Here is a 14,131-nt window from a genome sequence, read left to right on the forward strand (position 1 = left end):
ATTTTCAGGCGTTTTGCAAACAAAAAAAAGCGGGAAGGTTCGCCTTCCCGCTCAGACTCCGCATTAAACGGAGGGTAACGAACTAGCCCTTAACGTCAAAGAGCTTAGTCTGTCCGGCTACGACTTGGCCGCTGGCAACGTCCGCCAGACCGCTGAAATCGTCGATGTTGCTGACCACCACTGGGCTGATGATGGAAGCCGCATTGAGGCTCAGGTAGTCCAGATCCAGCTCCAGTACCGGGTCGCCGGCCTTCACTTCCGCGCCCTCTTCCGCCAGTCGCTTGAAGCCCTTACCTTCCAGCTTAACGGTATCGATACCGATATGGACAACCACTTCCGCGCCGTCTTCCGTTTCCAGACAGAAAGCGTGGTTGGTGCCGAAAATCTTCACCAGAGTACCGTTTGCAGGAGCGACGACGATTTTATCCGTCGGGCGAATGGCTATGCCGTCGCCTACGGCGCCGCTGGCAAACGCTTCGTCCGGCACTTCGCTCAGGGCGACGGTTTCACCGGTAATCGGAGAAACAAGCGTACTGAGGCGCGTTGACTCGGCCTTTTTAACCGCGGCCGGCGCCGGTGCGCTCTCTACCGCCTTAACGGCAGCGGGAGCTACGGAACCCTTCGGCGCTTTACCGGAGGCAATCAGTTTACGCATGCTGTCAGCGATGGATTCCGCCTTGGCGCCTACGACGATCTGAATGCTTTGTTTATTTAACTTAACTACGCCCGCAGCGCCCAAGTGCTTAGCAGCGGCGGAATCGACCAGCCCTGAGTCTTTAACCGTCAGACGCAGGCGGGTAATACAGGCGTCAATGCCGGTCAGGTTGTCGGTACCGCCAATCGCGCCGATATAGGCGTTAGCCAGTCCGGCCAGCCCTTCTTCAGTGTTGCTGTTTTCCGGTGAGGTTTCGTCCTGCACAACGTCTTCACGGCCCGGCGTTTTCAGGTTCAGCACGCGGATGATGACGGAGAACAGTGCAAAGTAGACGACGAACGCTACTACGCCCATCACCAACAGGATCCAAACGTTGCTGCTGGCAGCCGGCAGTTTGAACATCAGCGCATAGTCGATAGCGCCTGCGGAGAAGGTAAAGCCCGCGTGAATGCCCAGCGCTGTCGCAACATACAGGCTGATACCGGTCAAAATGGCGTGGACCAGATACAGCAACGGAGCCAGGAACATAAACATGAACTCGATAGGCTCGGTAACGCCGGTCAGGAACGCGGTCAGCGCAACGGACATCAGCAGGCCGCCGACGGCTGGGCGACGCTCCGGCTTGGCGGCCAGATACATCGCAAACGCAGCGCCCGGAAGGCCGAACATCATGATCGGGAAGAAGCCTGACATGAACATCCCCGCGGTGGCATCGCCGTTATAGAAACGGTTGATGTCGCCGTGGAACACCTGACCAGCCGCGTTGGTGAAGTCACCAATCTGGAACCAGGCGATGGTATTAAGAACCTGGTGCAGGCCGGTTGGGATCAGCAGACGGTTAACGAAACCGAAGATGCCTGAGCCCAGCGCGCCCTGCGCTACGATCCATTCACCGCCAATGCGGATCCCTTCCTGAATCGGCGGCCATACGTAACCAAAAATACCGGCTAAAATCAGACAGAAAAAGCCGGTAGCGATAGGTACAAAGCGCTTGCCGCCAAAGAAGGTTAAAAAGTCGGGCAGCTTGATGTCGCTCCAGCGGTTGTAAACCATACCGCCGATAAGACCGGAGATAATACCGGCCAATACGCCCATATTGATGCTGGCCTCAATGGTCACCGTCGCTTTGGTAAGGATAAAGAACCCTACCGCACCGGCAAGCGCCGCTGAACCCGCGTTGTCTTTAGACCACGTGGCCGCGACGCCGATGGCGAAGATCAGCGCCAGGTTGTCGAAAATCGCCCCGCCCGCCTGCGCCATAAACGGCAGGTTCAGCAGGTCTGGTTGACCGAATCGTAGCAGCAATGCGGCTACGGGCAGTACGGCGATCGGTAACTGCAGCGATCGGCCTAATCGTTGAAAAAACCCAAGTATATTCACCTTGCTTCCCCCTGCTTACCCTGAGTGAGACGTTATTTTTATACTCAACGTCGGTCTGAATTACACATTCAGCCGCCGTTGACGATGCTGAATAGGTCTATTAGGTATAACCGATTTATAGTGTAAAAAATATATTTTGCATCACAAATTAAAAGCTTCGATTATGTGACAAACATCACCAATTTGGTCAATATTTTTTCTAATATGCTGGCCATGCACCGCCACTTATTTTATTATACAAAATATCAATTACCGGCGTGAGAGCGTGTGCTATCAGTACAGAGGCGCTATAGTCAGTTCATCAACGCGTTGCGTTATCTTCACATATGACTTCACGTAAAAGTATAGACCCGTTACGTCGCCAAGAGGTTCTTATATGAGACTTATTCCATTAGAAAGCGCGCAGGATGTCGGTTTATGGTCAGCGCGTCATATCGTCAACCGCATTAACGCCTTCAAGCCGACCGCAGATCGCCCTTTCGTTCTCGGCCTACCTACGGGCAGCACGCCGCTAAAAACTTACGTACGCCTAATCGAACTGTATAAAGCGGGTGAAGTCAGTTTTAAACACGTCGTCACGTTTAATATGGACGAATACGTCGGGCTGGAAGAGGCGCATCCACAAAGCTATCACACTTTTATGTATGAAAACTTTTTCAATCATATCGATATCCAGCCGGAAAACGTCAACCTGCTGGACGGCTGCGCCGAGGACGTGCAGGCCGAATGCAAGCGCTATGAAGACAAAATCAAATCCTACGGGAAAATAAACCTGTTTATGGGCGGCGTAGGTAATGACGGCCACATTGCGTTTAACGAACCGGCTTCATCTCTCTCTTCCCGCACTCGGATCAAAACCCTAACGGAAGATACGCGTATCGCCAACTCGCGCTTTTTTGATAATGACATGAACAAGGTGCCCAAATACGCGCTAACGATTGGCGTCGGCACGCTGCTGGATTCAGAAGAGGTCATGATTCTGGTTACCGGCCCGAACAAAGCGCTGGCGCTGGAAGCCGCCGTCGAGGGCTGCGTCAACCATCTGTGGACCGTATCGGCGCTTCAGCTGCACCCCAAATCTATTTTGGTTTGCGACGAACCCGCCACGATGGAACTGAAGATGAAAACCGTGAAGTACTTCCGTGAACTGGAAGCTGAAAACATTAAGAAGCTATAGCCTGTTGCAGGGGGTTACGATGTACGCATTAGCTCACGGCCGGATTTATACCGGCCATGATATTCTTGATAATCACGCCGTCGTCATCGCCGACGGCCTTATTGCTCAGGTTTGTCCTTTAAACGAACTTCCGACCGGTATCGAAACCGTTGACCTGAAGGGCGCGATCCTAGCGCCCGGATTCATCGACCTTCAGCTTAACGGCTGCGGCGGCGTGCAGTTTAACGACGCTCTGGAGAATATCTCGCAAAAAACGCTCGAGATAATGCAGAGCGCTAACGAGAAGTCCGGCTGCACCAGCTATCTTCCGACGCTTATCACCTGCAGCGATGACTACATGAAGCACGCCATTGACGTGATGCGTAGCTATCTTAAAAGCCATGAAAACAAGGCGCTGGGCCTTCATCTTGAAGGGCCTTACATTAACGTCGCTAAAAAGGGCACCCACAATCCCGACTTTATCCGCAAACCGGATGACGCCATGATTGACTACCTGTGCGCCAACGCAGACGTTATTACGAAAATTACGCTGGCCCCCGAGCAGGTTGACGGTCGCGTTATTCGCAGATTAAAGGCGTCGGGCATCGTTGTTTCCGCCGGGCATTCTAACGCCAGCTACGAACAGGCACGCGCAGGCTTTGCCGCCGGCATCGGCTTCGCAACGCACCTGTACAACGCCATGCCCTATCTGGCAGGCCGTGAGCCTGGTCTTATCGGCGCCATATTTGATACGCCTGAAGTCTATACCGGCATTATCGTGGATGGCTATCACGTCGCCTGGCCAAGCATTCGCAATGCCAAAAAGCTTAAAGGCGATCGTTTGGTATTAGTCACTGACGCAACCGCTCCTGCCGGCGCCGATATCGACCATTTTATTTTTGCAGGCAAACCCGTATATTATCGCGATGGCAAATGTGTAGATGCTAACGGAACGCTCAGCGGTTCGGCATTGACCATGATTGAAGCCGTCACCAACAGCGTTCAGCACGTAGGGATCGCGCTGGATGAGGCGCTACGCATGGCGGCGCTGTATCCCGCACGCGCAGTCGGCGTGGACGACCAATTAGGCAGCATCGAAGTGGGTAAGGTCGCAAACCTCACCGCATTTAGTCACGACTTCAAAATAACGCATACCTGGGTAAACGGCCGTCTCAGCGAGGGCCAAAGCAGGTCATAACAACAGCAGAGGTAAGGATGACGACGGGCGGTCAAATTGGCAATATCGATCTGGTAAAACAGCTCAACGGCGCAGTCGTCTACCGACTCATTGACCAACAGGGGCCTATCTCCCGCATCCAAATTGCGGAGCTTAGCCAGCTGGCCCCTGCCAGCATCACGAAAATAACCCGTCAGCTGCTTGAACGAGGGCTGATTAAAGAAGTTGAGCAGCAGGCCTCTACCGGAGGCCGACGCGCCGTTTCTATCGTTTCGGAACACAAACATTTCCACAGCGTCGCCGTTCGCCTCGGGCGTAACAACGCCACTATCGCCCTTTATAACCTCGGCGGTAAGGCGTTGGCCGAAGAGCACTATTCTCTGCCCGAGCGGACGCAGCAGGCTCTTGAAGACAGCCTGCTCGACGCTATCGCCCGCTTTATCGATGCCTACTCAAGCAAAATTCGCGAGCTTATCGCCATCGCCGTTTCACTTCCCGGGCTGGTCGATCCGGAAAGCGGCGTAGTCAAATACATGCCCCATATTTCCATCGGCGACTGGCAGCTGGGTCAGGCCATACGAGATCGCTTTAGCGTCAGCTGTTTTATCGGCCATGACATTCGCAGCCTGGCGCTTGCGGAACACTATTTTGGCGCCACCAAGGACTGTGAAGATTCCATGCTGGTGCGGATCCACCGGGGTACCGGCGCGGGATTTATTATCAACGGGCAAATATTCCTCGGTAAGAATCGCAACGTCGGCGAGATTGGCCATATCCAAATAAATCCGCTGGGCGAGCGCTGTTACTGCGGTAACTTCGGCTGCCTTGAGACCGTCGCCTCCAACCTCGCCATCGAACAGCGGGTGCGTCAGCTGCTGAGCCAAGGCTACAGCAGCCGGCTTACTCAGGAAGATTGCAGCATTTCCGCTATCTGTAAGGCCGCCAACCGGGGTGACGATCTGGCGGTCAACGTGATTGAAGACGTTGGGCACCAGTTGGGGAAAGCCATTTCGCTGGCGGTTAACCTGTTTAATCCGCAAAAGGTAGTCATCGCGGGTGACATTACTGAAGCCCAGAAGGTGTTGATTGCCGCCGTCCAAAGCTGCATCGACCATCAGGTTCTGCCCAACTTCCGGCAGGATTTGCCCGTAGTGACGTCGCAGCTTGACCACTGTTCCGCCATTGGTTCTTTTGCGCTGGTCAAGCGCGCCATGCTAAACGGCTCCCTGCTTCAGCATCTGCTGGGCGACAGCGCCGACTGATCGACCTCTACACCCTTTTCTTTTCGATGCGCCCCTTTTTGGCGCATCTTTCCCTATTTTTGCTCTTCTCACGCACCGTTACCGTGCAAAGCGGCTATGATTAGGGTTAAGCGCTTCAGCTTTTCTCTGTCTCCAGTACGCAACGCGCATCTGGCTCGCTTTTTGCTTAACTATCAAACAGTGTAGTTTTTATTACGGCAACAGAATAAGGGAGAAACTATGTGTTCAATATTTGGTGTACTCGATATTAAGTCCGATCCGATTGAGCTGCGTAAAAAAGCGCTGGAAATGTCTCGCCTGATGCGCCACCGCGGGCCGGACTGGTCTGGCATTTACGCAACGGACAGCGCGATTCTCGCCCATGAACGCCTCTCCATCGTGGACGTCAACAACGGCGCTCAGCCCCTGTATAACGCCGCGCGTACCCACATTCTGGCCGTTAACGGCGAAATCTATAACCATCAGGAACTTCGCCGTCAGCTAAAAGACAAGTACGAATTTCAGACCGAATCCGACTGCGAAGTGATCCTGGCGCTCTATCAGGAAAAAGGCGTCGACTTCCTTGACGACCTTCAGGGCATGTTCGCCTTCGTCCTTTACGACAGCGAACGCAACCGCTATCTGCTCGGGCGAGACCACATCGGCATCATTCCCATGTATACCGGGTACGATGAGTACGGCAACTTTTTTGTCGCCTCAGAGATGAAGGCGCTGGTCCCGGTTTGTAAAACCCTGAAAGAATTTCCTGCGGGAAGCTACCTTTGCAGCGACGACGGAGAAGTACGCCGTTACTATCAGCGCGACTGGATGAGCTATGACAGCGTGAAAGATAACGTCACTGACGCCTATGCGCTGCGTAACGCGCTAGAGGAGTCGGTCAAAAGCCACCTGATGTCCGACGTGCCCTACGGCGTGTTGCTGTCCGGCGGGCTTGACTCCTCCGTGATTTCCGCCATTACCAAGAAGTATGCTGCGCGCCGCATTGAAGACGATGAGCGGAGCGAAGCCTGGTGGCCACAGCTTCACTCCTTCGCCGTCGGTTTGAAAGGGTCGCCGGATCTGGCCGCCTCGCTGGAAGTGGCGCGCCATCTAGGCACCGTACACCATGAAATCCACTTCACCGAGCAAGAAGGCCTGGACGCCATCCGCGACGTGATTTATCACATTGAAACCTACGACGTCACGACCATCCGCGCATCAACGCCGATGTATCTGATGGCGAGAAAAATCAAGGCGATGGGTATCAAGATGGTGCTGTCGGGCGAAGGCGCTGACGAAGTCTTCGGTGGCTACCTCTATTTCCATAAGGCGCCCGACGCGAAAGAGTTCCACGAAGAGACGGTGCGTAAGCTTTTGGCGCTTCATATGTACGACTGCGCTCGCGCCAACAAGGCTATGGCCGCCTGGGGCGTTGAGGCCCGCGTACCGTTTTTGGACAAGAAGTTTCTGGACGTCGCTATGCGCATTAACCCTAAGGATAAAATGTGCGGCAACGGAAAAATGGAAAAATACATTATTCGCGAGGGCTTTGAATCCTACATTCCGGCAAGCGTCGCCTGGCGTCAGAAAGAGCAGTTTTCCGACGGCGTAGGATACAGCTGGATAGACACGCTAAAAGCCGTCGCCGCTGAGCAAATCAGCGACCAGCAGTTGGCCAACGCAGCCTTCCGCTTCCCTTACAACACGCCGACCTCAAAAGAGGCCTACCTGTATCGGGAAATATTCGAAGAGCTGTTCCCCCTTCCCAGCGCCGCCGAGTGCGTTCCGGGCGGCCCTTCCGTCGCCTGTTCGTCGGCCAAAGCGATTGAATGGGACGAATCGTTTAAGAAAATGGACGACCCATCGGGGCGTGCCGTAGGAGTTCACCAGTCAGCCTACAAAGTACAATAATCTCGGAAAATAAAGCGGCGGAAGAGGCCGGAAATACCCTCTTCCGCCGCTTCGTGAATGAGCGATAAATGGCGCCAATTCGCCTCTTTTATAATCATATCGGTTATAACCCAAACAATCAGACGCAACATCCCCCATTAAGAGAAAAAACTTGTTGACGATGGTGCATGAGATACGCATAATGCGCCCCGCAACGCCGTTGAAGGTAATGCGAAAAGAATGGCTACGTAGCTCAGCTGGTTAGAGCACATCACTCATAATGATGGGGTCACAGGTTCAAATCCCGTCGTAGCCACCATTCGCGGGAGTGGCGAAATTGGTAGACGCACCAGATTTAGGTTCTGGCGCCGCAAGGTGTGCGAGTTCAAGTCTCGCCTCCCGCACCATTTATCTTCAACGCATATCGTATCTTAAGTTGGGATATCGCCAAGCGGTAAGGCAGCGGGTTTTGATCCCGCCATTCCCAGGTTCGAATCCTGGTATCCCAGCCATTTTTTTTGCGCTCAATAAGTTGAACGTATTTGGATATATCTTAAGTTGGGATATCGCCAAGCGGTAAGGCAGCGGGTTTTGATCCCGCCATTCCCAGGTTCGAATCCTGGTATCCCAGCCATTCCTTCCCATCGCTCCCTCTATATTTTCCCGGTTTAGCATCCTGTATTTGGCTATACGTATGGTGAAATATTCACCATTTATCTTTTTCGTCAACAGCTTTAACCATTTTTCTGCGCCAAGCGTCAACGTACGTCTTGACGAACGGGAAAGAGATACGCATAATGCGTCCCTCAACGCTGTTGAAGATAAGCAGGGTAATGGCTACGTAGCTCAGCTGGTTAGAGCACATCACTCATAATGATGGGGTCACAGGTTCAAATCCCGTCGTAGCCACCATTTTTACTCCTGCGAAAATAACGACGTTGCGGAAGTGGCGAAATTGGTAGACGCACCAGATTTAGGTTCTGGCGCCGCGAGGCGTGCGAGTTCAAGTCTCGCCTTCCGCACCATTTATTTTCAACGCGTATCGTATCTTTTGGGATATCGCCAAGCGGTAAGGCAGCGGGTTTTGATCCCGCCATTCCCAGGTTCGAATCCTGGTATCCCAGCCATATTTTTAGGCTTTGGCCTAAACGTAAAAAAGCTCGCTTAACGCGAGCTTTTTTACGTCTTTCTTCCGGGGCTTCCCGTCTGAGAACTACAGCCCCAGCGCGTACCTCAAGGCCTTCTCCTTTAGCTTTCCTGAACGCTCGGCCATCATAAGGCCAAGATTGCGCACCAAAGCCAATGGCGCCAGATCGTTGCTAAACGCGTTATAGAAAACGTCCATGCCGGTCTGCATCAGCAGGTTGTCCGGGTAGCGCCGACGCTCGTAGCGCCGGAGCGCCTCATCACAATCACCCTTTGCCTCACGCTTTTCCTCTTCCGCCAAGACGTCAAGCAGCGTTTCAACGTCGCGATAGCCGAGGTTAACCCCCTGCCCCGCCAGAGGGTTAATGGTGTGCGCGGCGTCTCCGATGAGAACGACGCCGCGCCTCACGTAACGCTGGGCGTGCCTGCGCACCAGAGGGAATGAACCGGCGCCCTGTACCTCAACGTTGCCCAAACGCTCGGGAAACGCCACAAGGATCTCTCTAGCCAGCGCCTCATGGGACATTGCCTGCAGCTGGCGAATTCGCGCCGGCGCGTCATACCACACCAGCGTCGCGTAGCCGCCAGAAAGCGGTAAAAATGCGCGCGGGCCGCTAGGGTAAAAGCGCTGCCAGGTCACGTCCTGCTGGGGCAAATCGGTTTTTATCAGAATCAGCATGCACCATTGACGATACTGCCAGCCGGTAACGCCAATCCCCGCCAGTTCCCGCACCGCGGAGTTTGCGCCGTCAGCGCCAATCACTAGGGGCGCTCGAAGCCGCTCGCCGCTGTCCAGAGTAAGTTCCCAGCCGCTTTTTTGAGCGTCGGGCCGAACCATGTCAGCCAGGCGGGAGGGACAATATAGCTGCAGGCTTGGATAGCGCTCGAACTGTTGCCATAACCCCAGCTGCAATACGCGGTTTTCTACCATAAAGCCCAATTCAGGCAGGGCCAACGCCTGAGCGTCAAAGACGACGTTGCTGTTATCCCACTCCCAGGTTTCTAACCTGCGGTAGGGCGCTGTGCGCATCGCCGCAATGCCGTCCCATGCGCCCAACCGCTTGAGCAAATTTACCGACCTACAGCCAATGGCCGATATGCGAATATCCGGCGCGCTGTCGGGGACAAAGGGTTTCGGCGTCTCATGCTCTATTACCGCAACCGAACGCCCTCTCATCGCAAGCCCTACGGCCGCCGCGGCGCCAACCATACCTCCGCCGACGACGATCGCATCATGGGTTTTAGCCGTGTCGTTAATCATGTCATTACGCCATCATTGAACTATCATGTTGCGAAGTGTACCGGATTTTTACGCTTGCTTCAGTGACGGATGTAGTCAATCTCTGGTCAGGCGAACAACAAACCATTACAATACGCGCCCTGCGCGGAAATTAGCGCCGTATTGGTCGGCTCGCTCGCAGGAGCCTAATGCCAAGCCTTTCACTGAGTAACAAACCGATGACGAAAAAACTGTACATAAAAACCTGGGGCTGTCAGATGAATGAATACGATTCATCGAAAATGGCGGACCTGCTGGCAAGCACTCACGGCTATCAGCTGACGGAAATCGCAGAAGACGCGGACGTCCTGCTGCTGAATACCTGTTCGATTCGCGAAAAAGCGCAGGAAAAGGTTTTTCATCAGTTGGGTCGTTGGAAAACGTTCAAGGAAGGAAAGCCGGACCTGATTATCGGCGTTGGCGGCTGCGTTGCCTCCCAGGAAGGCGACCACATTCGCCAGCGCGCGCCCTTTGTCGACGTGATCTTTGGCCCCCAGACGCTCCACCGGCTGCCCGAAATGATAAACCGCGCCCGCGGCACCCGCAGCCCGGTAGTTGACGTCAGCTTCCCGGAAATCGAAAAATTTGACCGCCTGCCCGAGCCGAAGGCAGAGGGCCCAACGGCGTTTGTTTCCATTATGGAAGGCTGTAATAAATACTGCACTTATTGCGTCGTGCCCTACACGCGCGGCGAAGAAGTCAGCCGCCCCTGCGACGACGTGCTGTTTGAAATAGCCCAGCTTGCCGCTCAGGGCGTAAGGGAAGTTAACCTGCTGGGGCAAAACGTCAACGCCTACCGCGGCCCGTCGTTCGACGGCGGCATTTGCTCTTTTGCCGAACTGCTTCGCCTGGTGGCGAGCATCGACGGCATTGATCGCGTGCGCTTTACCACCAGCCATCCGATTGAGTTCACCGACGACATTATCGAAGTCTATAAAGATACGCCCGAGCTGGTCAGCTTCCTGCACCTGCCGGTACAAAGCGGCTCGGACAGAATTCTCAACCTGATGGGCCGTACCCACACCGCGCTGGAATATAAGTCGATTATCCGCAAGCTGCGCGCCGCGCGTCCGGATATTCACATCAGCTCCGACTTTATCGTTGGCTTCCCCGGCGAAACCCAGCAGGATTTCGAACAGACCATGAAGCTTATCGCCGACGTCGACTTTGATATGAGCTACAGCTTCATCTTCTCTGCTCGTCCCGGTACGCCGGCCGCCGATATGGCTGACGACGTCAGTGAAGAGGAGAAGAAGCAGCGCCTGTATATTCTGCAAGAGCGCATCAACCAGCAGGCGATGCAGTACAGCCGCCGCATGCAGGGCTCCATTCAGCGTATTCTGGTGGAAGGCACTTCCCGCAAGAGCGTCATGGAGCTTTCCGGCCGCACCGAAAACAACCGGGTCGTCAACTTTGAAGGAACGCCCGACATGGTGGGCAAGTTTGTTGACGTTGAAATCGTCGACGTTTACCCCAACTCTCTACGAGGCAAGGTCGTCAGAACCGAAGCGGAAATGGGGCTGCGCGTTCAAGATTCACCGCAAGCGGTGATCGCCAGAACCCGTAAAGAAGACGAGCTGGGCGTTGGCCACTATCAGCCGTAACTCTCCTCTCGGAAGGCCGCTGATGCGGCCTTCTCCTCTCGTTTCCACAACGCGCCACGCGCGCGCTCGACAAATCCCGATGAATAATGACGGCTATTTACCTATAATCAGGGCAGATATGCCTCACACTCTTAATCATAACGAGGTTCAATTTGAAGATTGATACTTTGGAAGTTGTACTGGAGCCCTCTGATAACGAACGCTTGCAGAGCCTGTGCGGCCCGTTTGACGATAACATCAAGCAGCTTGAGCGTCGCCTTGGCATCGAAATCAACCATCGCAACAATCACTTCAAGCTGGTCGGCAAGGCTTCCTGCGTCAACGTCGCCAAAGAGATCCTGCTTAACCTCTATGTGGATACCGCGCCGGTACGCGGCATCATTACCGATATCGAACCTGACCAAATTCATCTGGCTATCAAAGAGTCCGGCGTGTTGGAGCAGGTCGCCGAGTCGGTTCCCGACTATGGTAAAGCGGTGATCATCAAAACCAAGCGTGGAATGATAAAGCCGCGCACGCCGAATCAGGCGCAGTACATCGCCAACATTCTCGACCACGACATCACCTTCGGCATTGGCCCTGCCGGCACGGGGAAAACCTATCTGGCGGTCGCCGCAGCGGTCGACGCGCTGGAGCGTCAGGATATTCGCCGCATTCTGCTGACCCGCCCTGCGGTCGAAGCGGGAGAAAAATTGGGCTTTCTGCCGGGCGATCTGAGCCAGAAGGTTGACCCCTACCTGCGCCCGCTGTACGACGCGCTGTTTGAGATGCTCGGCTTTGAGAAAGTGGAAAAGCTGATAGAGCGCAACGTGATTGAGGTCGCGCCGCTGGCCTATATGCGCGGCCGCACGCTGAACGACGCCTTCATTATTCTTGATGAAAGCCAGAACACCACTATCGAACAGATGAAAATGTTCCTCACCCGCATCGGCTTTAACTCCAAAGCGGTGATTACCGGGGACGTCACGCAGATAGACCTGCCTCGCAGCCAGAAATCAGGCCTCCGCCACGCCGTTGAAGTACTTTCCAACGTGGAAGAGATAAGCTTTAACTTCTTCCACAGCGAAGACGTGGTCAGGCACCCGGTCGTCGCACGCATCGTTAACGCCTATGAGGCGTGGGAAACCGAAGAGCAAAAGCGCAAAGAGGCGCTGGCGGAACAGCGCAAGCGTGAGCAGCAGTACATTTCAAACGCCGGTTCAGAATAAATTAGGTGAAAGATTTAATGGAACACGTCATTTTAGACCTGCAGCTCGCCTGTGAAAGCCAAAATGGCCTGCCGGCCGAAGCGGACGTTCAGCGCTGGCTGGACGCCGCCGTCCTGCCCTTTCAGGCCGAGGCGGAAGTTACGGTACGCTTGGTGGACAGCGAAGAAAGCCATGAGCTTAACCATACCTACCGAGGAATGGACAAGCCGACCAACGTGCTGTCATTTCCTTTTGAAGCACCCCCGGGCATGGAGATGCCGCTGCTCGGCGATCTGGTGATATGCCGCCAGGTAGTTGAAAAAGAAGCACAAGAGCAAAACAAAATTTTAACTGCACATTGGGCTCACATGGTTGTCCACGGTAGCCTCCATCTGTTAGGGTATGATCACATCGACGATGACGATGCGCAGGAAATGGAATCTTTAGAAACTGAGATTATGCAGAGCCTGGGTTATCCCGACCCCTATGCCTCAGAAAAAGATGAATTTTAACCAACTAATTGATATTGCATGAGCGACGATCACTCTCAAAATAATGAAGGTCCTGCCCCCAAAAAGGGCTTCTTCTCTCTTCTTCTCGGCCAATTGTTTCACGGCGAGCCTAAAAACCGCGGTGATTTGGTCGAGCTGATTCGCGATTCAGAACAGAACGATCTGATAGATCCCGACACGCGCGATATGCTCGAAGGCGTCATGGACATCGCCGAGCAGCGCGTGCGCGACATCATGATCCCTCGTTCCCAGATGATCACGCTGAAGAAAAATCAGTCTCTGGAGGAGTGTCTGGAGGTCATTATTGATTCCGCCCACTCCCGCTTCCCTGTCATCAGTGAAGATAAAGACCATATAGAAGGCATCCTGATGGCCAAGGACCTTCTGCCGTTTATGAATAAGGATGCGGATACTTTCAGCATTGATAAGGTTCTCCGTCCTGCCGTCGTTGTCCCTGAAAGCAAGCGGGTAGACCGCATGCTTAAAGAGTTTCGCTCACAGCGCTACCACATGGCGATCGTTATTGACGAATTTGGCGGCGTTTCCGGTCTGGTAACCATTGAGGACATTCTGGAACTCATCGTCGGCGAAATCGAAGATGAATACGACGACGTGGAAGACCGCGACGTGCGCCAGCTGAGCCGTCACACGTTTACCGTGCGTGCGCTGACGCCGATTGAAGACTTCAACGACATATTTTCCACCAGCTTTAGCGATGAAGAGGTGGACACCATCGGCGGTCTGGTAATGCAGGCGCTGGGTCACCTGCCCTCGCGGGGAGAAATCGTCACGGTTGACGGATATCAGTTTAAAGTCGCCATGGCCGACAGCCGGCGCATTATTCAGGTGCACGTCACTATCCCCAACGAAGCGCCGCAGCCCTATTTAGAAGACTAATCTATAA

Annotated in this window: 10 protein-coding genes and 7 tRNA genes; 15 read left to right on the forward strand and 2 right to left on the reverse strand. The window is 54.2% G+C overall.

Going from position 1 to position 14,131, the window contains the following annotated elements; genetic code table 11:
- Window positions 1–82: 82 nt before the first annotated feature.
- On the reverse strand, window positions 83–2,035 hold the full coding sequence (gene nagE / locus V8L73_RS11930; RefSeq protein ID WP_261832386.1) for a PTS N-acetyl glucosamine transporter subunit IIABC: 1,953 nt from the start codon (window positions 2,033–2,035) through the stop codon (window positions 83–85).
- Window positions 2,036–2,411: 376 nt separating this feature from the next.
- Here nagE and nagB point away from each other — a divergent pair, with 376 nt between their 5' ends.
- The 11 genes from nagB (at window position 2,412) to V8L73_RS11985 (ending at window position 8,626) form a co-directional block, all read left to right on the forward strand.
- Window positions 2,412–3,212 carry a glucosamine-6-phosphate deaminase gene (nagB, locus tag V8L73_RS11935; RefSeq protein ID WP_261832387.1) on the forward strand — a complete coding sequence of 267 codons (801 nt, stop codon included), beginning with the start codon at window positions 2,412–2,414 and terminating at the stop codon, window positions 3,210–3,212.
- A gap of 19 nt (window positions 3,213–3,231) precedes the next feature.
- Window positions 3,232–4,389, forward strand: a complete 1,158-nt coding sequence (gene nagA, locus V8L73_RS11940; protein WP_347253085.1) for an N-acetylglucosamine-6-phosphate deacetylase — start codon at window positions 3,232–3,234, stop codon at window positions 4,387–4,389.
- Window positions 4,390–4,406: 17 nt separating this feature from the next.
- On the forward strand, window positions 4,407–5,630 hold the full coding sequence (gene nagC / locus V8L73_RS11945) for a DNA-binding transcriptional regulator NagC (RefSeq protein ID WP_027272808.1): 1,224 nt from the start codon (window positions 4,407–4,409) through the stop codon (window positions 5,628–5,630).
- Window positions 5,631–5,849: 219 nt separating this feature from the next.
- Complete coding sequence (gene asnB / locus V8L73_RS11950) at window positions 5,850–7,520, forward strand: asparagine synthase B (RefSeq protein WP_261832389.1); 1,671 nt, start codon at window positions 5,850–5,852, stop codon at window positions 7,518–7,520.
- 221 nt (window positions 7,521–7,741) lie between these two features.
- Window positions 7,742–7,818, forward strand: a tRNA-Met gene (locus tag V8L73_RS11955).
- A gap of 3 nt (window positions 7,819–7,821) precedes the next feature.
- Window positions 7,822–7,906 (forward strand) — tRNA-Leu (locus V8L73_RS11960).
- Window positions 7,907–7,936: 30 nt separating this feature from the next.
- Window positions 7,937–8,011, forward strand: a tRNA-Gln gene (locus V8L73_RS11965).
- A gap of 47 nt (window positions 8,012–8,058) precedes the next feature.
- Window positions 8,059–8,133: transfer RNA gene (locus V8L73_RS11970), tRNA-Gln, on the forward strand.
- A 201-nt stretch (window positions 8,134–8,334) separates the two neighbouring features.
- A tRNA-Met gene (locus V8L73_RS11975) sits at window positions 8,335–8,411 on the forward strand.
- Window positions 8,412–8,439: 28 nt separating this feature from the next.
- Window positions 8,440–8,524 (forward strand) — tRNA-Leu (locus V8L73_RS11980).
- 27 nt (window positions 8,525–8,551) lie between these two features.
- Window positions 8,552–8,626 (forward strand) — tRNA-Gln (locus V8L73_RS11985).
- 86 nt (window positions 8,627–8,712) lie between these two features.
- Here V8L73_RS11985 and ubiF read toward each other — a convergent pair.
- Window positions 8,713–9,903, reverse strand: a complete 1,191-nt coding sequence (ubiF, locus tag V8L73_RS11990) for a 3-demethoxyubiquinol 3-hydroxylase (RefSeq protein WP_422655627.1) — start codon at window positions 9,901–9,903, stop codon at window positions 8,713–8,715.
- Between the two features lie 200 nt (window positions 9,904–10,103).
- On the opposite strand from ubiF, the gene miaB reads away from it, so the two are divergent.
- From miaB to corC, 4 genes are all read left to right on the forward strand, one after another.
- Window positions 10,104–11,528, forward strand: a complete 1,425-nt coding sequence (miaB, locus tag V8L73_RS11995; RefSeq protein WP_027272805.1) for a tRNA (N6-isopentenyl adenosine(37)-C2)-methylthiotransferase MiaB — start codon at window positions 10,104–10,106, stop codon at window positions 11,526–11,528.
- Between the two features lie 152 nt (window positions 11,529–11,680).
- A complete protein-coding gene (locus V8L73_RS12000; protein ID WP_347253087.1) occupies window positions 11,681–12,736 on the forward strand; it encodes a PhoH family protein in 1,056 nt (351 codons plus the stop codon).
- 17 nt (window positions 12,737–12,753) lie between these two features.
- The gene (ybeY, locus tag V8L73_RS12005; RefSeq protein WP_261832392.1) at window positions 12,754–13,227 is read left to right on the forward strand and encodes an rRNA maturation RNase YbeY; all 474 of its coding nucleotides are present in this window, start codon (window positions 12,754–12,756) and stop codon (window positions 13,225–13,227) included.
- Between the two features lie 18 nt (window positions 13,228–13,245).
- On the forward strand, window positions 13,246–14,124 hold the full coding sequence (gene corC / locus V8L73_RS12010; RefSeq protein WP_027272802.1) for a CNNM family magnesium/cobalt transport protein CorC: 879 nt from the start codon (window positions 13,246–13,248) through the stop codon (window positions 14,122–14,124).
- The last annotated feature ends 7 nt before the right edge of the window (window positions 14,125–14,131 follow it).

Source organism: Leminorella grimontii, from assembly GCF_039789245.1.
GTDB lineage: Bacteria > Pseudomonadota > Gammaproteobacteria > Enterobacterales > Enterobacteriaceae > Leminorella > Leminorella grimontii.

Excerpts from the sequence above, each read along its gene's own strand:
- corC (WP_027272802.1), top strand. The coding sequence starts at position 13,246 with ATGAGCGACGATCACTCTCAAAATAATGAAGGTCCTGCCCCCAAAAAG.
- nagA (WP_347253085.1), top strand. The coding sequence starts at position 3,232 with ATGTACGCATTAGCTCACGGCCGGATTTATACCGGCCATGATATTCTT.
- ybeY (WP_261832392.1), top strand. The coding sequence starts at position 12,754 with ATGGAACACGTCATTTTAGACCTGCAGCTCGCCTGTGAAAGCCAAAAT.
- nagB (WP_261832387.1), top strand. The coding sequence starts at position 2,412 with ATGAGACTTATTCCATTAGAAAGCGCGCAGGATGTCGGTTTATGGTCA.
- nagC (WP_027272808.1), top strand. The coding sequence starts at position 4,407 with ATGACGACGGGCGGTCAAATTGGCAATATCGATCTGGTAAAACAGCTC.
- miaB (WP_027272805.1), top strand. The coding sequence starts at position 10,104 with ATGACGAAAAAACTGTACATAAAAACCTGGGGCTGTCAGATGAATGAA.
- asnB (WP_261832389.1), top strand. The coding sequence starts at position 5,850 with ATGTGTTCAATATTTGGTGTACTCGATATTAAGTCCGATCCGATTGAG.